Consider the following 15,649-nt stretch of genomic DNA (forward strand, 5'->3'; position numbering starts at 1 on the left):
GCCGTCAGGCGTGGTCCTCGACGAACGCCTCGAGACGGTTCATCGCCTCCCGAAGCTCCTCGAGACCGGTCGCGTAGGAGATCCGGAGGTGGCCGTCGCCGCCCTCGCCGAAGACGTCGCCGGGGACGACGGCCACCCCCTGCTCGCGGAGGACGTCCTCGGCGAACTCCGCTGCGGTCCAGCCCGCGGGAACCTCGGGGAAGCAGTAGAACGCGCCTTTCGCCTCGAAAACGTCCATCCCGATCTCGCGGAACCGCGAGAGGACGAACCGCCGGCGACGGTCGTACTGGTCGATCATCTCCCGGACGTCGTCGTCACAGGAATCCAGGGCCTCGAGCGCGGCGTACTGGGCCGTCGTCGGGGCCGAGAGCATCGTGTACTGGTGGATCTTGTTCATCGCGCCGATGGCGTCGGCGGGTCCGAGCGCGTATCCCAGCCGGAGGCCGGTCATCGCGTGGGCTTTCGAGAAGCCGTTGAAGACGATGGTGCGCTCGCGCATCCCCGGCAGCGTCGCGATCGAGGTGTGCTCGCCGTCGTAGGTCAGCTCGGCGTAGATCTCGTCGGAAAGGACCGTCAGGTCGTGCTCGCGGGCGAATTCGGCGACGGGCTCGAGGTCGGACTCGCGCATGATCGCGCCCGTCGGGTTGTTGGGATAACAGAGCACGAGCAGGTCCGCGTCGGCAGCCCCGGCCGCCTCCAGGGCCTCGACGGTGAGGCGGAACTCGTCTGCCTCCGTCGTCGGCACCGGCAACACGTCGCCGCCGGCGAAGATCACGCCGGGTTCGTAGGAGATGTACGACGGCTGGGCGATCGCGACCGTGTCGCCGGGGTCGACGAACGCCCGGAACGCGAGGTCGACCGCCTCGCTCGCGCCGGCGGTGACGATGATCTCCTCGTCGGGATCGTAGCCCAGATCGAACCGGTCGGCGACGTAGTCCGCGATCGCCACACGAAGGTCGCGTTTTCCCCGGTTTGCCGTATAGGAAGTCCTTCCTTGCTCGAGCGACGTAATGGCGGCGTCGCGTGCCGCCCACGGCGTCGAGAAGTCCGGTTCGCCCACGCCAAGCGAGATGACCTCGTCGCGCTCTTCGGCGATCTCGAAGAACCGCCGGATGCCCGACGGCGGAACCGTCTGCACGCGATCTGACAGTTCGAACGTCATGGTCAGGGTGAGAACGAGAGGCGGTCGTCGTCCTCGCCGTCGCCGAGTTCGATCCCGTTTTCCTTGTAGGAAGTCATCACGTAATGGGTGACCGTCTGGGTGATCTCGGGGACGGGCGCGACCTTCTCGCTGATAAACTGTGACACTTCACGGATGGAGTCGCCCTCGACCTCCATGTCGAAGTCGTAATCGCCGCTGACGAGTCGAAGGGCCGTGACCTCCGGAAACCGTGCGAGGCGCTCGGCGATGTCTCCGTATCCGGTCTCGCGATCGAGGCGGACGTTGAGTTCGACCTCGGCGCGGACGCGTTCGTCCTCGAGTTTGTCCCAGTCGACGACCGCCTGATAGCCGCGGACGACACCTGCTGCCTCGAGTTCTTCGATTACTGCCTCGACCTCCGACTCCTCGAGGTCGGTCATTCGCGCGATATCCGCGGTCGAATAGCGCGCGTTCTCACGAAGCAACTCGAGCACCTCGCGTTCGCTCATACCAACGCGAAACGCGAGCGTGTGTAAAAACGTTGTTCTTCATCTTTCGTTTTGGTTAGCGTGTGCCCGACCTCGACGCTGGCTCCGCTCCGACGACGACTACCGGTAGTTCTTGAACAGCAGCGCCCGCACGTCGTCTTTCGTCTGGACGTCCTCGGTCGAACCGTCGGGAAGGGTAACGGTGTATCGATAATCCGAGGAGGCCGACTCCTCCCACTTGTCGTCGTGGGTCTCGAGCAGGCTCATCATCTCGTCTAACATATCGTCGTCGTCGGCCTCGCCGCTCGTATCGTCCGCCGCATCGGGGTCGTCGTCGGTCTCCGCCGACTCCGCGTCCGTCTCGGTCGCGCCGTCACTCGCATCGTCGCCGTCCCCGTCGGCCGCGTCGGGTTCCGGATCGCTGGACTCGTCGTCCGACTCGACCGCGCCGGCCGTCTCGCCGGTTTCGGCGGTCTCGTCGTAGCTGATCGCCTCGAGTTCGTTCGGATCGGCGGTCCCCTCGATGGCGGCGTCGACGGACGCGGCGACGTCGTCGGTGGCGGAGGACGCGACGTCGTGATCGATCTCGAGTTCCTCGTCGAGGTTGTCGATCAGGAACTGGACGGCGTCCTGTTCGCGGACGAAACCGTACTTTCCGACGACGTCCGCGGCGATCTCTTCCCGGAGGTGCTGGATGAACGCGTACTGTTCGTCGGTAACCTCGAGCGTCTTCATACTCCATCGATGATGCGGCGGGTACAAATATGTAAGTCGTCACCCGCTCGCCGAGTCGCGTCCGGAGCCGTCGTCCCGTCAGTCGTCACTGATCGACCAGACGAGCGTATTTCCGACCTTCCGCGAGGTGATGATTCCCTTCGTTTCGAGCGCTTGAAGGCGTTTGTACGCGGTATCGTGGGCGCACCCGACCGCCTTCGCGATCTCTCCGGTTCCGACCGGCTCACCTTCGTTTTCGATCGCTTCCACGAAGTCGTCGTCCGAATACGTTCCGGTGTACCGACCCGTCCCCTCGTCGCGCTCTGGCATCGATCGGTCGTTGACCCCCATACTGAATAGTCCTAACGGATACCCACGTCCTCCGTTCTGAGAATTCCGAAAGGGATTTACCAATCGGAGTTCTCATTATGGATTGGAATCCCGGCTCCATGGGGCGTGACCGTCGGAGGAAATGCCCGAGTGCTGGTACACTCGAGCCGGGTTCCCGTGCCGGAAACCCATGTCATCTAACGCGATACCGGGTCATGAAAGTCCCGAAACGACGGTCGTATCGACAACCAAACGTGAGTTCGTGGAGGGGTTCTGATGCCCGGAGATGATAGTCTTGATCGTGATGTGGCTGCGGAACTCGCTCGCGATCAACTCGCACAGGAACTCCGTTTTCCTCCCAGGTCTGACCGGAGTGACGTTGCTGCCCTTGTGGAAAACACGTCCCATATCGCCGCTGCACTCGAAGAGGGAGAAGTCCCCGAGCAAGGCGACATCGAGACTGCTCGTTACTATCTTACAGCGGTTGAGAAGTGCCTTGATGAGATAACATCTCTGTTCGGCTGGAATCCGTGGGACACGGGCGCAACGTGGGGAGAGCTTACTGCCGAGCAGCAAACCGAGGTCTACGAGCAAAATCACCAACGGCTCGGTGAAGACGACGAGAGCAACACGGAAATCGTTGGCAATAGCGATGAAGAGGTTCTGTCCGATAGGGACCTCGCGGTACTCCGCATGGGCCTCGAAGCGGGCCTCTTGCAGGTCGAACATGGCGAGCGAAACCGTGAAGCCGCCGCTCGGATGCTCGAACGCTATGCTGAAGCTGTCCGCGACGGGGACGTGTATTCCCGCATCCGTAATTGAAGTCGGCACCTGGACGTTTACAAAGAGTGTGTCGTCTGATTATCGATGACGACGTTCGAAGACCGAATCGTTCGTGCAGGGCTAGCGGCGCTCGAATAGTTTCCAACAACTGTTAAGAACGAACGACCGGAACCGTTCGGCATGGTCCTACGAGAGTCCGATTCCGAACTCGAGGCCGGCGACCCCGCGCCCGACTTCGAACTCGACGGCGTCGACGGCGAGCCCTATACGCTCGAGTCGTTTTCCGACGCCGAGGCCCTGTTGCTCGTGTTCACCTGCAACCACTGCCCGTACGCGGAGGCGAAGTTCGATCTGCTGAACGAACTGGCCGCCGAGTACGACGAACTCGCGGTCGTCGGGATCAACCCCAACGACGCCGAGGAGTACCCCGAGGACTCGTTCGAGAAGATGCGCGAGTACGTCGACGACGGGACGATCCGGTACGACGCGTACCTCCGCGACGAAACCCAGACCGTCGCCGAGGCCTACGGCGCGGTCTGTACGCCGGACCCGTTCCTCTTCCGTCGTGAAAACGATACGTTCCGGCTCGCTTACCACGGCCGGCTCGACGACGCCCTGAATCCCGAGGACGACCCGACCCGGTTCCACGTCCGGGAAGCCATCGAGTCCGTGCTCGCGGACGAATCGGTCGACCTCGAGTGGCAGCCCTCCCGGGGTTGTTCAATCAAGTGGCGCGAAGACTGAACCGATCGCAGCTCAGCGAACGGCGTGACGGTACTGGATCGGCCACTCCCGGGTGCCGTCGAGGGCGTCGCTCGATCGGAGGCCGAAGTAGGGATCCCGGAGGAACTCCCGGCCGACGAGGACGAGATCCGCGCGGTCGTTGCGCACGATGGCGTCGGCCTGTTCGGGTTCGGTGATCCCGCCGACCGCGCCGACGGCGACGTCCGTCCGTTCCCGCAGCTCTTCGGCGAGCGGGACCTGGAAGTTCGGCCCCGCGGACAGTTCCTGTGCCGGGTGGAGTCCGCCCGAACTGACGTCGATCAGGTCTCCGCCCAGATCCGAGAGGTCGGCGGCGAGGCGGGCCGACTCCTCGATCGTCCACGACTCGCGATCGTCCAGCCAGTCCGTTCCGGAGAGACGAACGAAGACGGGTTGGTCGTCGGGCCAGACGTCGCGGACGGCCGCGGTGACCTCCCGTACGAGTCGCGAGCGGTTCTCGAAGCTCCCGCCGTAGTCGTCTTCGCGCCGGTTCGTGACGGGCGAGAGGAACTCGTGGAGCAGATAGCCGTGGGCCGCGTGCACTTCCGCGATCTCGAAACCGGCCGCGAGCGCCCGTTCGGCGGCCGCGCGGTAGGCGTCGATCACGCCCTGAATATCGTCCGGGGTCGCCTTTCGCATCGTCGGCCGATCGCCGTCGAACGGCGGGTATGCCTCCGGCGAGGGCGAGAGCACTTCCCATCCGTTCTCCTCGTCGGCATCGATCGGGACGTTGCCCTCCCACGGGCGAGTCTTGCTCGCTTTGTGACCCGCGTGGGCGAGCTGGATCCCCGGTACCGTGCCTTGCTCCCGAACGAACTCGGCGATCGGCTCGAGCGCGGCCGCGTGGTCGTCGCTCCAGATCCCGAGGTCGTAGGGCGTGATTCGCCCGCGGGGGCTGACGGCCGTTGCCTCCGTCATGACGATTCCGGCACCCCCGACGGCGCGACTTCCGAGGTGGACGCGGTGCCATTCGGTTGCGAGTCCATCACGATCGCAGGAGTACTGACACATCGGCGAGACGGCGACTCGGTTCGGAATCTCACAATCACGAAGCGACAGCGACGTAAACAGCTCAGCCATCGCCGGCTCTTGGTCGCAGGCCGGCTAAATCCCCGTGAACGGGGAGGGACTTGCCGGCAGGTGCCGTCGATCCGAAACCGTGAGAGGAGCAACCCTTTGACGGTCGAGACGCGATCACCACCATGGCCAGTTCACGACGACCCGTTCTTCTCGACGCGTTCGACGCGGATCGACCGGTCCTCGGCATGATTCACCTGCCGGCATTACCGGGCGCACCGGCCTCGGACGGCGACCGTGACGCGATCCGGACTCGGATGCTCGAGGACGCCCACCGCCTCGAGGACGGCGGGATCGACGGTCTCATCGTCGAGAACTTCGGCGATGCCCCGTTCTATCCCGAGACCGTCCCGAACCACGTCGTCGCCGACATGACGGCGCTGGCGACGGCGCTTGGAAACGCCGTCGACGTCCCCGTCGGCGTCAACGTCCTCAGGAACGACGCCGACGCGGCGCTGTCGATCGCTGCCGCCGCCGGCGCGGCGTTCGTTCGGGTCAACGTCCACGTCGGGACCGCCGCGACGGATCAGGGGGTGCTCGAGGGCCGGGCCCACGAGACGCTGCGCCGCCGCGACCGGATCGACGCCGACGTCGCGATCCTCGCGGACGTGCACGTCAAACACGCGACGCCGGTCGGTGACCGGGACATCGAACGGACCGCCATCGAGACGGTCGACCGCGGCAAGGCAGACGGCGTCGTCGTCTCCGGAGCCGGGACCGGGGTCACTACGCCGCTCTCGAATATCGAGCGCGTCGCCGATGCCCTCTCCGGCGAGTACGAGCACGTCCCGGTGTTCGTCGGCAGCGGCGTCACGAGCGACACCGTCGGCGACTGTCTCGAGGCGGGCGCGGACGGCGTCATCGTCGGGACGGCGCTCAAGGAGGGCGGTGAGACGACCGCCCCCGTCTCGCAGGATCGCGTCGAATCGATCGTCGCGGCGGCTCGAGAGAGCCGGCCGAACGCCGAATAAGCGACTGTTCAGAGGCCGAGCAGTAACGGGCCGATCAACACGCCCATCAGATGCACGCGCCGACACCGGAGTCGAAGCGGTACCAGTCCGATCGCGGTCGCAACGCCGAAGACTACGACCCCGACGGCCCCGCCGAACAGGTACGACAGGCCGACCAATACCACGAGTACCGCGGTCGAGACCTTCCAGTACGGAAGCCGACCCACCAACTCGAGGTACGCGTCGCCGACGATGATGACGAGAACGAACCCGAACAGCCCGGCGAGGACGACCCCCACGAGCAGGACCGGCAACTCGAGGGGTGCGTTCACGCGGTCGAAGGCGACGAGGACGCCGGTGCGTGGCTGTCCGATCGCGACGAGCGCGAACAGGGCGAACACGGTATTGGCCGTATCGACGCCGCTCGTCGCGACGATGTACCCCCGATCCCCGGACCGACCGGGAACGAACGCAAGGACGGCGACGGCGGCGATCGCGGCCGTAATCCCCGGCATGTAGCCGACGGCCGCGCCCGCGAGCGCGCCGGCGAGTGCCGTCGTCCCCACGAGCGGACCGGACACCGCGATCGCGTCTTCGTGCTGTGGTGGGAGTCCGCTCCCGCGGATCGCGTCGAGCAACATCGGTGCCCCGAACAGGCCGGCGAAAAGCGGTGCCAGCGTTCCGCCGGCTTCGAGGGGTGCATCCGTGGAGAGATCGAGTGCGACTGCTCCCAGTCCGGCGGCGAGGACGAACGAACACAGCCCCCCGATCCGAGCGTTCCACGTGCGTTCGGCGGCAAGCAGCGCGACGACCACCATCGCCAGCACGAGCGACAGGTGTCTCCGAACGATCGGATACGCGGCCGTCACACCCCGCGTGATCGGAACGGCGAGCGGCACCGCCCCGAGGACCGCAAGCAGGCTTCCGAGTGCCGACAGCCGGATCGCTTCAGGCCCTCGTCCCTCGAGGACCATTCGGTGACCCGGTAGCGCGGTCGCGGCCGTTTCGGCATCGGGGACGCCGAGGGCCATCGCCGGGACGGCGTTGAGAAACGTATGGACGACGCCTGCCGAAAGCATCGCACAGCCAACCAAAAGCGGCGGGCCGGGGACCGACGGGGCGATCCCCGCGAGCAAGAGCGCGAAGTTGTTCGCGTGAAGTCCCGGGACGAGACCGCTGCAGCTACCGAGGAAGGCCCCCGCGAGAACCCACACGAGTACCTGTAGCGTCAGCGATGGATCGGTGACCAGTCCGGCTGGAACGGCGGCCATCGGACGGTCTGGCCGCGGCCTGATAGATAAGTTCTCGGTCGGGTACGTGATCGACGGTGTGTGTCCGGCAGTCGATCGGCTCAGGCCGGTGAGTACAATACACGCAGCCAGCGTCGTCACTCACCGTCCGTGTCGAGCGTTCGCAAAAAATCGGGATTGACGACTCGTCGTCGAAGCGACTGGTCCGGCTTAGCCGAAGAGCTCGCCGAGGCCTTCGCCGCTGGCCTCTTCGTCTTCGTCGTCGTCTTCGTCCTCGTCCGTCGTGTCCGGGACGTCGCTGGTCTCCTCGGCTTCCTCCTCTTCGCCGCCGGCTTCGGCGGCCGCGGCACCGCCTGCGGCGGCTCCGCCGGCAGGGACCGCAGCAGCCTCGGAGACTGCCTCGTCGATGTCGACGTCCTCGAGTGCGGCGACGAGCGCCTTCACGCGGGACTCTTCGACGTCGACGCCGGCAGCGTCGAGCACGTCGGTGAGGTTGTCTTCGTTGATCTCTTCGCCCGTTTCGTTCAGGATGAGTGCAGCGTATACGTATTCCATGTTTGGATCCTCCGTTGATTAGTTAGCCGAACATTTCGCCGAGCCCAGCGGCACCGTCACCGTCTTCGTCGTCTTCGTCGGTGTCGTCGTCTTCGGCCTCGGCGTCAGCCTGGTCGTCTGCCGATTCGTCTTCACCCTCGTCCTCGTCGGGGGCCGCCGGTTCGGCGGGCGCCTCGACGTCCTGCAGTTCCTCAGGCAGGGCTTCCTCGTCGTCGATCTGGGCCGCGAGCGCACGCAACTGTGCGTCGGCCTTGCTGACGAGGTCGGGCATCAGGTCTTCGTCCTCGATCGCGGCCTGCAGGCCGAGGCTCTTGGCCTCGCCCGTGGCCTTGGCGATAAGCGTCGGTGCCGTCGTCGCGGTCGGGAAACTCGCGTTGACCGAGAGGTTCCGAGCGCGGGCGGCAGCCGTCGAGACGTCGCTCCGGTAGGCGTCGACGTCGATGTCGAGGTCCTCGGGGTCGAAGAGTACGCCGTCGGCGACGACGGCACGAAGGTCGAGTCCGACCTCCTTGGGTTCGATCCCGAGTTCGTTGAGGACGTTCGCCAGGTCCGCAGAGACTTCCCCGCCGGCCTCGAGGACCGTCGAGTCCTCCATGACCTGAATCGAACCGTCCTCGATGCGCGCGTTGGCGCCGATGCTCTGAAGTTCGCCCACGAACGGTCCCGGATCGACACCGGTGTCGCCTTCGGGAATGACGATGTCGTTCGGGGCGACCTCGCCCTCGTTGATCGGGGCGGGCGTCTTCGACGCCTCGAGCTCTTTGTACAGCGTGAACGGATTGTCGTTCGTGCCAATAATTCCGACCTGCCCTTCGATGTGGTCGACGAGATCGCCGAGTCCAGCAGCCTCCAGTGCACGGACCTGCAAGGTGTTGCGGCTGACGCGCAACTCCGCGGTGCCGTGTAGGTCACGGCGCATATCCTGGAGCTGTTTGCTCGGGATGCCGGCGATGCCGACGATACCGACGCTCTCGTAGCTCTCGATGAGCTCCTCGAGTTCGTCGACTTCCTCTTTCTTCCACTGGGGAAGGTTCTCGGTTTTGCGTTCAGCCTGTGCGCTCATGTTAGGCCACCTCCACGGACGGCCCCATCGTCGTCTTCACGTAGACGGCGTCGATGTTCTGGGGCCCCTTCTCGAGGTCGGCGTGCAGGCGACGCAGGATGACGTCGATGTTGTCGGCGATATCTTCGGCATCCATATCCTCGGCACCGACGAGCGTGTGGAACGTCCGGCGGTCACCCGAGCGAAGCTGCACGGTGTTTTTGAGCCGGTTGACGGTCTCGACGACGTCGTCGTCGGGCGAGAGCGGATCCGGCATCTTCCCCCGGGGACCGAGAATGGTACCCAGGTGCCGGGCGATGTCTTGCATCATCGCCTCTTCGGCGATGAAGAAGTCCGTCTCGTCTGCCATGTCTTTGGCCTCGTCGTCGTCCAGATCGGCCACGTCGTCCTCCGAGAGGACCTCGTCCGCGACCTCCTCGGCACGGACTGCGGTTTCCCCTTCGGCGATGACGACGATTCGCGTCTCCTGCCCGGTTCCGGACGGGAGGACGACGGACTCGTCAACGCGGTTCGACGGTTCGTTCAGGTCAAGGTCGCGCAGGTTGATCGCGAGGTCCACCGTTTCGGTAAAGTTCCGATCGGGCGATTCCTCGAGTGCGCGAGCCACTGCGGTTTCAATATCCGAATCTGCCATCGTTCACCTCCGTAGTACGCAGGAATGCTCCTACGGGTCAGTGAAACAGGCGATGCCTGTCTCTGTTGAAGGAAATGCTATGCGGAACTTAAACCCGTCGAACTGGGATAGGACCGGGTTCGCACAACATTTATTTCACCCGATAATGGCCCGAATACACTATTATCTATATTTTAACACGATGTGGCCGGGGCCGTTGTTCCGTCAATAAGCCGACGTAACGGCGCTGTATCACTGGTTCATCAGCTGACCGAAAGTAATATGATACATGATAGTGAAACAAATGGATATGTGGCCAGAGGGTTTATATACATCGAGTGATCCGGCAGGGCGGGAGTCCCTCGAGTATCTCGTGTACGGCGGCGGCCTCGATGCCTACCAGTCGTTCGATCCCATCATCAGGGTGGGGCTACAGTTTGCTGGAACGCTGGTCGTCGCACTGGTCGTCCTCGGGATGATTCAGGGGTACGGTCCACGTATCGTGGCCAAATCACGTCGAAGCCCGGTCATCTCGTTCTGTATCGGGCTCCCGGCAGTACTCGTCCTCGGCGGCCTCGCGAGTACCGGTTATCTGATCGTCGGCACCAGTCTCGGAACGTTCTTCGGCGTTCCGTTAGTCATCCTCGGCTCGACGGTGTTACCGACGGCGACCGCTCTCGGGTTCGTTGCGATCGGGCAAACGATCGGGGCGCGACTCGGACAGAACCAACTCGCGGTTGGCATCCTCGTCGGGAGTCTCGTCGGCGGTTTGGCCGCGTTCTCGTTACCGGCTACCGTCGCCGTCACCGCCCTCGCAGCGTCGCTCGGCGTCGGTGCCGGCGCTCGAGTACTGTTCAACGCCGGGAGTTCGTCCAGCCCGGACGAACGCACCGTTCCACCTGCGAACAAGATTTAGCTCCCGGCCGGCATATTGACGCGGCAACGTCTTTAGTGCCGATTAGAACGTCATCACGTAGCCGTCCCAGTCGATCCGTGTTCTCGGGTCCACAGCCGTCTCTTCCCAGAACTGCGACCGCAGGGATCGGCGTCCAACCTCGTGCGGACGAATCCCTCGTGGCTGGTCACACGCGTTCAAAAAACGATCGTGACCGGCGGCGGCCGAACTCCGATTCGCGTCGACGCGGTTACGCTTCGGCCCCGTCGACCAGTACGTCGTCGTACTCGCCGCCGTCGACCTTTTCCTTGAACTCGCGAGCGTCCTCGCCTTCGATGGTCACACCCATCGAGGCGCAGGTGCCGACGACTTCCTTCGCGGCGTTTCGCAGGTCGTAGGCGAGCAGGTCGGGATGTTTCTGCTCGGCGATCTGTTTGACCTGTTCGACCGAAAGGTCCGCGACGAAGTCCTCCTGCGGTTCGCCGCTGCCGGTCTCGAAGCCGGCCTCGTCTTTGATCAGTTCCGCCGTCGGTGGGACACCGACGTCGATTTCGAAGGAGCCGTCCTCCTCGTACTCGACGGTAACGGGGACTTCGGTGCCGTCGAACGCTTCCGTCTGGTCGTTGATCTCCTGTACGACCGCCTGTACGTCGACGGGCGTCGGTCCGAGCTCGGGACCGAGCGGCGGGCCAGGATTGGCCTGCCCACCCGGAACGAGCACTTCGATGGTTCCAGCCATACCCGTGAAAACCCGTGCGCGAGTTTTAAGGGTTGCTTTTTCGTGCAGTCTTCGCCTGTGACGATCTGACGCACCCTCGGGAACGGCCGCTACGAGGGGTTTCGACCGGTCTCACTCGGCCTCGACGCTGTCGGTGCGCCAGTCCGCAAACGACTCGAGAACGTGTTGCTCGTCGAATCGCTCGATGCAGGGGACGTCGTACGGATGGATCGTCTCGACTCGAGCGACGAGGGCGTCGTAAGCCTCGTCCGTCGTCTTTGCGAGCAGGATTTCCTCGTCGTCGTGGTGGATCTCACCGTCCCAGCGATAGGTCGATGTCGCGGCAAGTCGGTTGACACAGGCTGCAAGCTGCTCTTCGACGAGCGTTTCGGCGATCCTGTCGGCGTCGGCCGGCGGTGCCGTAATGTAGACTGTGGGCATGGTCGCGGCTACGCTCGAGACGGCAAAAAGACTCCGTACTCGCCGTGGGGTCGGAGAAGCGGTCGCGTTACTGTTCGCCGATCGGGTTGAACGTGCCGTTGATGTCCCACTCGTGGATGCAATGTGGGTTCCCGGCCTGCTTTTCGCCGTTCTCCCGGGCGATTTGCCAGGCTTCGAGCTCGTCGTCCCACTGTTCGGCTCGGCCACACGTTTCACATACTCTTGCGGTTGGTTTCCGTACCTGTGCGCTCATTGGTGGCTGTGTGTACTGAACGCATATAACAGTATTCGTGTGGGGCGATCGCTATCCGTGGCCGAGATCGCATGACCCGCTGCGGATGATCACGGACTCTCGTTCGGTGGCCCGCTCTCGAAAACGGAAACCGGGAATCGGCGTCTGTGGGGCTCAGGCTCCAGTGACCGACGCCGTCGCGTCGACGGTCGCCGTTTCGTCAGTTTCGTTGACTGGGTCGTCGGTTTCGACCGGCCCGTCGTCAACTGGTTCCTCCGCCATCGGCCCATCGGCGCTGATGACGAAGACGGACACCCGCTCGAGCGTCACGCTGAGGTCATCGTCCTCGACGGGCTCCTCGTCGACCGGCTCTTCCTCGGCCGGTTCTCCGTCAATCGGCTCCTCTTCGACCGGCGGTTCGGTAACGTTTTCGTCGACTTCGTCTTCCTCGACAGGCTCCTCGTCACTCACGACGTGAATCGTCGCCTGATCGATACCGATCTGTATCCGATCGCCGTCAAGTGGCTCCCCCTCGAGTTCATCGTCATCGAACTCGTCGTCCTCGAATTCGTCCCCGCCACGTAACACGACGATGGTCGCCTGATCGATAGCAACATCATCCTCGAGTTCGTCGTCCTCGAGTCCGTCGTCGAGTTCGTCATCCTCGAGTTCGTCATCCTCGAGTTCGTCGTCCGGTTCGACCGACTCGTCGTCAACTGGTGCGTCCGCTTCGAGTCCGTCGGAGTCGACGAAATTCGCCTGATCGATGGTAATCTCGAGTGGGACTTCCTGAACGACTGCGTCCTCAGTCGTGTCGGATTCATCGTCCTCGAGCTCGTCGTCTTCGGCGACTGAATCAGCGCTATCCTCGAGCATCACGAAAACGGTTGCCTCCTGAAGCGTGAGTTCCCGATCCGAATCGGCTCCGGCGGGTTCTGCTCCCGATTCGTCTTCGGTGACGACGAAAATCGTTGTCTCGCCGATTCGATCCTCGTCGTCGGTGTCTTCTTCGAACCCGTTCTCTTCCTCGAAGACGTCGTCTCCCTCTCCAAACTCGTCTTCTTCTTCGATGATGTCGTCCTCTTCCTCGAAGACGTCGTCTCCCTCTCCAAACTCGTCTTCTTCTTCGATGCTGTCGCCCTCTTCCTCGAAGACATCGTCTCCCTCTCCAAACTCGTCTTCTTCTTCGATGATGCCGTCCTCTTCCTCGAAGACGTCATCTTCCGTTCCGAAACCGTCCTCTTCGAACACGTCTTCCTCTTCGATGACGTCGTCGTCCGTCCCATCCTCATCGAGTTCCTCGTCCGCATCATCGTGATGGCCGGTAACGACGAGCGTTGCCCGGTCGATAGTGATGTGTAGTTCACCATCCGTGGGATCATCGCCCTCCTCTTGGGTGGTGCTCGTTGCGGCCGGGGTCGCCGAAACCGCCATTGCTCCACCGGAACCCAACATCAGTACGACGACGGCGACGATCAGTATGTTGCGTACGCTCATGCCTCGACCGGAACAACACCTGTCTTGATTCTTAAACCACTACTGCCATTACAGTGATCAATTTTCTATTCCGCCGTGAAACACCCTCGAGTCCCGTAGAAACAGCTAGTTACGGATAATTCGGAATGCTATCAATGATGCGAAACGGAGCGAGAGAGCACGTGTTCTCGCTCTCGTATCATCGACTCTATGAGACGGTTCGAACGGCGGAGGAGAATCACGGCTTTCAACGCGATGCCAGCGGCGTCCCTGCCGAGAAGTATCGATGGACGTCGGTTCCAACTCCCCGTTACTCGGCCAGTCGTTCGGGATCGGTCTCCAACCGTTCGTTGGAAACGATCGAACGAGCGGACTGGCAGGGTTTCGTGACCGTCCGGATCAGTAGACGGCGTCTTTGATCTCCTCGCGGAGGTCGTCGAACTGCTCGAGATATTCGCGTCGTTCCGTCCGGAGGTCCTCGAGTGCCTCGTCGTAGTCATCGACGTGGTCGGGAACGTAGTACTCGTCGACATCGAGGCCGGGCACGGAGTCGGGGATCGTCAACCCGGTCCGGTCGTCGTCGGTCCACTCGATCGTTCCACGGGCGGCCTCCGTGAGGATCGTGACGGACTCGGTAACGCCGATATCCGTGGATTTGTCGCCGAGATATCCCGTGTTGAGTACGTAACAGTCCACGTCGAGGAGACTAATGAGTTCGTGGAAGGTGTTCCCTTCTTGGCCTTCGGAACCGATGATAAACGGGTTCGTACCGACGACCCGGATCGATTCCCCGGCCCGGGACGGATCGCCTGCGCTCGTCTGGATCGACTCGCCGAGCATGAACGCGACAGCGGCCTGCTCGTCCTCGAGTTTCGCGACCGGGGGCATCAGGGGGTTTCGGGTGATGAAAAAGACCTGATCGATCCGGTCGAGGTCGATCTCGTCGGCGGCGCTCTCGAGTTGCTCGCGCTGGACGATCGCCCGCGAGTTCGAGGTGTAGCGGTCCTCGTCGAAATGGACCGTCCCGTCCTCGTCGACGGCGACGTTCTCGAGAATCGCCGATTCGTGGGTTGCCGCCTCGTAGAGTTCGGGCTGTTCGTCCCCATCGAGACCGATCGTCTTGATGAACAGTCCCTTGCCCTCGCTTCCGGCGACGGAGCCGTCCGGGAGGAGGCCACAGACGTCGTCCTGTAACATCGTGGCGTCTTCGGGCTCCTCGAGCCAGCAGCCGTGGGAGGTCAGCGTCGATTTGCCGGTCGCGGACAGGCCCATGAACACCTGTCCGACGGTGCGCAGGGAGCCGTCGTCGTCGCGGACGCGGACGCGTTTGCTGCCGGCGTGCAGCCCGAGACCGCCCTGCTGTTTGATGCGGTACATGAACAGTCGCAGGAACGATTTTTTCGCCTCGCCGGTGTAGTCGCTGCCGAGCACCGCAGTAAAGCCGTCCTCGGGGAGCACGCGGATGGCGGTTTCGTCGTAGTCGGGGAGCTGGACGGTATAGAGGTCGGGATCGCGGCCGTCGGCCGGTTCGAACAGGTTCGCCCACGCCATAGCGATTCGGGCGTGTTCGACGGGGACATAGAGGCGACAGCAGAACGTTGCGTCCGGATGTCGCCCCATCAGCCGATCGACACAGATCATCTCGCGGTCGCCGGTCAGACCGATGGCGTCGTCGACGAGGGCGTGATCGCGATCGGTGAACTCGTCGTCGACGGTGTTTTTCGTCCGATCGGCGCTCCGCGAACGGTAGTCGCTGACGTACGACGGGGAGCCGAACTCGGTCGTCGTCTCCTCGTGGGCAGCAAGGTCACGCAGTTCCCGGAGCGGGGGATTGTTCCGAACGTTCGACGCGGTCGTTGGATCGGGGAGCCGTCGGACCAACGGGCGGGACTCCGTCCCGGTTTCGGACATACGAGTTAACCACCACCACCCTGATGTATAAACGTGGAGGATTTTGACCGGAGTGTGTCACGACCTGTCCAACGAATGGCTGACGTATGGCAGCTCGTGGCTGTCTGAAGCGCTGCGTGTCCGTCTCCGAATTCTCTGAAAAATGGTATTAGAATAGACAATTATGGATTAGTACTCGAGTCAGAATTAATTCTAATGTCGATTCATGCACGATCGGTTTATCCGGATCGAACGGTGGCTGTGGCCGGGG

General features: G+C 63.2%; 18 protein-coding genes. 4 read left to right on the forward strand and 14 right to left on the reverse strand.

From position 1 onward, the window contains the following. Positions 1–4 precede the first annotated feature (4 nt). The 4 genes from TX80_RS11705 to TX80_RS11720 all read right to left on the reverse strand — a co-directional run bounded on the left by TX80_RS11705 (position 5) and on the right by TX80_RS11720 (position 2,673). Positions 5–1,162 (reverse strand): aminotransferase class I/II-fold pyridoxal phosphate-dependent enzyme, encoded by a 1,158-nt coding sequence (locus TX80_RS11705; RefSeq protein ID WP_049923322.1) that lies wholly within the window; start codon positions 1,160–1,162, stop codon positions 5–7. A gap of 2 nt (positions 1,163–1,164) precedes the next feature. After that, positions 1,165–1,650 (reverse strand): Lrp/AsnC family transcriptional regulator, encoded by a 486-nt coding sequence (locus tag TX80_RS11710; RefSeq protein ID WP_049923323.1) that lies wholly within the window; start codon positions 1,648–1,650, stop codon positions 1,165–1,167. A 99-nt stretch (positions 1,651–1,749) separates the two neighbouring features. Beyond that, entirely contained in the window at positions 1,750–2,364 is a 615-nt protein-coding gene (locus TX80_RS11715) for a hypothetical protein (protein ID WP_049923324.1), read from the reverse strand. Between the two features lie 78 nt (positions 2,365–2,442). After that, entirely contained in the window at positions 2,443–2,673 is a 231-nt protein-coding gene (locus tag TX80_RS11720; protein ID WP_049924061.1) for a winged helix-turn-helix domain-containing protein, read from the reverse strand. A 276-nt stretch (positions 2,674–2,949) separates the two neighbouring features. Here TX80_RS11720 and TX80_RS19435 point away from each other — a divergent pair, with 276 nt between their 5' ends. Together TX80_RS19435 and TX80_RS11730 are read left to right on the forward strand one after the other, a co-directional pair. Then, positions 2,950–3,495: a hypothetical protein gene (locus TX80_RS19435; RefSeq protein WP_195893069.1), complete on the forward strand. Its 546-nt coding sequence runs from the start codon at positions 2,950–2,952 to the stop codon at positions 3,493–3,495. Positions 3,496–3,636: 141 nt separating this feature from the next. Then, positions 3,637–4,200 (forward strand): thioredoxin family protein, encoded by a 564-nt coding sequence (locus TX80_RS11730; protein WP_049923326.1) that lies wholly within the window; start codon positions 3,637–3,639, stop codon positions 4,198–4,200. Positions 4,201–4,212: 12 nt separating this feature from the next. On the opposite strand, the gene TX80_RS11735 is transcribed toward TX80_RS11730, so the two are convergent. Next, complete coding sequence (locus TX80_RS11735) at positions 4,213–5,298, reverse strand: NADH:flavin oxidoreductase/NADH oxidase (RefSeq protein WP_049923327.1); 1,086 nt, start codon at positions 5,296–5,298, stop codon at positions 4,213–4,215. Between the two features lie 122 nt (positions 5,299–5,420). Here TX80_RS11735 and TX80_RS11740 point away from each other — a divergent pair, with 122 nt between their 5' ends. After that, positions 5,421–6,266 carry a BtpA/SgcQ family protein gene (locus TX80_RS11740; protein ID WP_049923328.1) on the forward strand — a complete coding sequence of 282 codons (846 nt, stop codon included), beginning with the start codon at positions 5,421–5,423 and terminating at the stop codon, positions 6,264–6,266. An 8-nt stretch (positions 6,267–6,274) separates the two neighbouring features. Here the strand turns inward: TX80_RS11740 and TX80_RS11745 are convergent, their stop codons facing one another. The 4 genes from TX80_RS11745 to TX80_RS11760 all read right to left on the reverse strand — a co-directional run bounded on the left by TX80_RS11745 (position 6,275) and on the right by TX80_RS11760 (position 9,747). Then, positions 6,275–7,516 (reverse strand): tripartite tricarboxylate transporter permease, encoded by a 1,242-nt coding sequence (locus TX80_RS11745; protein WP_049923329.1) that lies wholly within the window; start codon positions 7,514–7,516, stop codon positions 6,275–6,277. Positions 7,517–7,705: 189 nt separating this feature from the next. Next, on the reverse strand, positions 7,706–8,050 hold the full coding sequence (gene rpl12p / locus TX80_RS11750) for a 50S ribosomal protein P1 (RefSeq protein ID WP_049923330.1): 345 nt from the start codon (positions 8,048–8,050) through the stop codon (positions 7,706–7,708). Positions 8,051–8,072: 22 nt separating this feature from the next. Beyond that, complete coding sequence (locus tag TX80_RS11755) at positions 8,073–9,113, reverse strand: 50S ribosomal protein L10 (protein WP_049923331.1); 1,041 nt, start codon at positions 9,111–9,113, stop codon at positions 8,073–8,075. Position 9,114: 1 nt separating this feature from the next. Beyond that, positions 9,115–9,747, reverse strand: coding sequence for a 50S ribosomal protein L1 (locus tag TX80_RS11760; RefSeq protein WP_049923332.1), 633 nt, complete (start codon positions 9,745–9,747; stop codon positions 9,115–9,117). A 289-nt stretch (positions 9,748–10,036) separates the two neighbouring features. Between TX80_RS11760 and TX80_RS11765 the strand changes: the two genes are divergently transcribed. Next, a complete protein-coding gene (locus tag TX80_RS11765) occupies positions 10,037–10,642 on the forward strand; it encodes a hypothetical protein (RefSeq protein ID WP_081661636.1) in 606 nt (201 codons plus the stop codon). A 229-nt stretch (positions 10,643–10,871) separates the two neighbouring features. On the opposite strand, the gene TX80_RS11770 is transcribed toward TX80_RS11765, so the two are convergent. The 5 genes from TX80_RS11770 to TX80_RS11790 form a co-directional block, all read right to left on the reverse strand. After that, the gene (locus tag TX80_RS11770) at positions 10,872–11,360 is read right to left on the reverse strand and encodes a 50S ribosomal protein L11 (protein ID WP_049923334.1); all 489 of its coding nucleotides are present in this window, start codon (positions 11,358–11,360) and stop codon (positions 10,872–10,874) included. Positions 11,361–11,471: 111 nt separating this feature from the next. Beyond that, entirely contained in the window at positions 11,472–11,780 is a 309-nt protein-coding gene (gene cutA, locus TX80_RS11775; RefSeq protein WP_049923335.1) for a divalent-cation tolerance protein CutA, read from the reverse strand. Between the two features lie 67 nt (positions 11,781–11,847). Next, complete coding sequence (locus TX80_RS11780) at positions 11,848–12,033, reverse strand: HEWD family protein (protein WP_049923336.1); 186 nt, start codon at positions 12,031–12,033, stop codon at positions 11,848–11,850. A gap of 153 nt (positions 12,034–12,186) precedes the next feature. Then, positions 12,187–13,509 (reverse strand): hypothetical protein, encoded by a 1,323-nt coding sequence (locus TX80_RS19000; RefSeq protein ID WP_049923337.1) that lies wholly within the window; start codon positions 13,507–13,509, stop codon positions 12,187–12,189. A gap of 378 nt (positions 13,510–13,887) precedes the next feature. Then, complete coding sequence (locus TX80_RS11790) at positions 13,888–15,399, reverse strand: phosphoenolpyruvate carboxykinase (ATP) (protein ID WP_049923338.1); 1,512 nt, start codon at positions 15,397–15,399, stop codon at positions 13,888–13,890. Positions 15,400–15,649: the final 250 nt, after the last annotated feature.

It is taken from the genome of Halopiger djelfimassiliensis, assembly GCF_000455365.1.
In the GTDB taxonomy this organism is placed as follows: domain Archaea; phylum Halobacteriota; class Halobacteria; order Halobacteriales; family Natrialbaceae; genus Halopiger_B; species Halopiger_B djelfimassiliensis.

What these genes read in the sequence shown, in the direction of transcription:
- TX80_RS11705 (WP_049923322.1), bottom strand. Translation starts at nt 1,162, where the DNA reads ATGACGTTCGAACTGTCAGATCGCGTGCAGACGGTTCCGCCGTCGGGC.
- TX80_RS11710 (WP_049923323.1), bottom strand. Translation starts at nt 1,650, where the DNA reads ATGAGCGAACGCGAGGTGCTCGAGTTGCTTCGTGAGAACGCGCGCTAT.
- TX80_RS11715 (WP_049923324.1), bottom strand. Translation starts at nt 2,364, where the DNA reads ATGAAGACGCTCGAGGTTACCGACGAACAGTACGCGTTCATCCAGCAC.
- TX80_RS11720 (WP_049924061.1), bottom strand. Translation starts at nt 2,673, where the DNA reads ATGCCAGAGCGCGACGAGGGGACGGGTCGGTACACCGGAACGTATTCG.
- TX80_RS19435 (WP_195893069.1), top strand. Translation starts at nt 2,950, where the DNA reads ATGCCCGGAGATGATAGTCTTGATCGTGATGTGGCTGCGGAACTCGCT.
- TX80_RS11730 (WP_049923326.1), top strand. Translation starts at nt 3,637, where the DNA reads ATGGTCCTACGAGAGTCCGATTCCGAACTCGAGGCCGGCGACCCCGCG.
- TX80_RS11735 (WP_049923327.1), bottom strand. Translation starts at nt 5,298, where the DNA reads ATGGCTGAGCTGTTTACGTCGCTGTCGCTTCGTGATTGTGAGATTCCG.
- TX80_RS11740 (WP_049923328.1), top strand. Translation starts at nt 5,421, where the DNA reads ATGGCCAGTTCACGACGACCCGTTCTTCTCGACGCGTTCGACGCGGAT.
- TX80_RS11745 (WP_049923329.1), bottom strand. Translation starts at nt 7,516, where the DNA reads ATGGCCGCCGTTCCAGCCGGACTGGTCACCGATCCATCGCTGACGCTA.
- rpl12p (WP_049923330.1), bottom strand. Translation starts at nt 8,050, where the DNA reads ATGGAATACGTATACGCTGCACTCATCCTGAACGAAACGGGCGAAGAG.
- TX80_RS11755 (WP_049923331.1), bottom strand. Translation starts at nt 9,113, where the DNA reads ATGAGCGCACAGGCTGAACGCAAAACCGAGAACCTTCCCCAGTGGAAG.
- TX80_RS11760 (WP_049923332.1), bottom strand. Translation starts at nt 9,747, where the DNA reads ATGGCAGATTCGGATATTGAAACCGCAGTGGCTCGCGCACTCGAGGAA.
- TX80_RS11765 (WP_081661636.1), top strand. Translation starts at nt 10,037, where the DNA reads ATGTGGCCAGAGGGTTTATATACATCGAGTGATCCGGCAGGGCGGGAG.
- TX80_RS11770 (WP_049923334.1), bottom strand. Translation starts at nt 11,360, where the DNA reads ATGGCTGGAACCATCGAAGTGCTCGTTCCGGGTGGGCAGGCCAATCCT.
- cutA (WP_049923335.1), bottom strand. Translation starts at nt 11,780, where the DNA reads ATGCCCACAGTCTACATTACGGCACCGCCGGCCGACGCCGACAGGATC.
- TX80_RS11780 (WP_049923336.1), bottom strand. Translation starts at nt 12,033, where the DNA reads ATGAGCGCACAGGTACGGAAACCAACCGCAAGAGTATGTGAAACGTGT.
- TX80_RS19000 (WP_049923337.1), bottom strand. Translation starts at nt 13,509, where the DNA reads ATGAGCGTACGCAACATACTGATCGTCGCCGTCGTCGTACTGATGTTG.
- TX80_RS11790 (WP_049923338.1), bottom strand. Translation starts at nt 15,399, where the DNA reads ATGTCCGAAACCGGGACGGAGTCCCGCCCGTTGGTCCGACGGCTCCCC.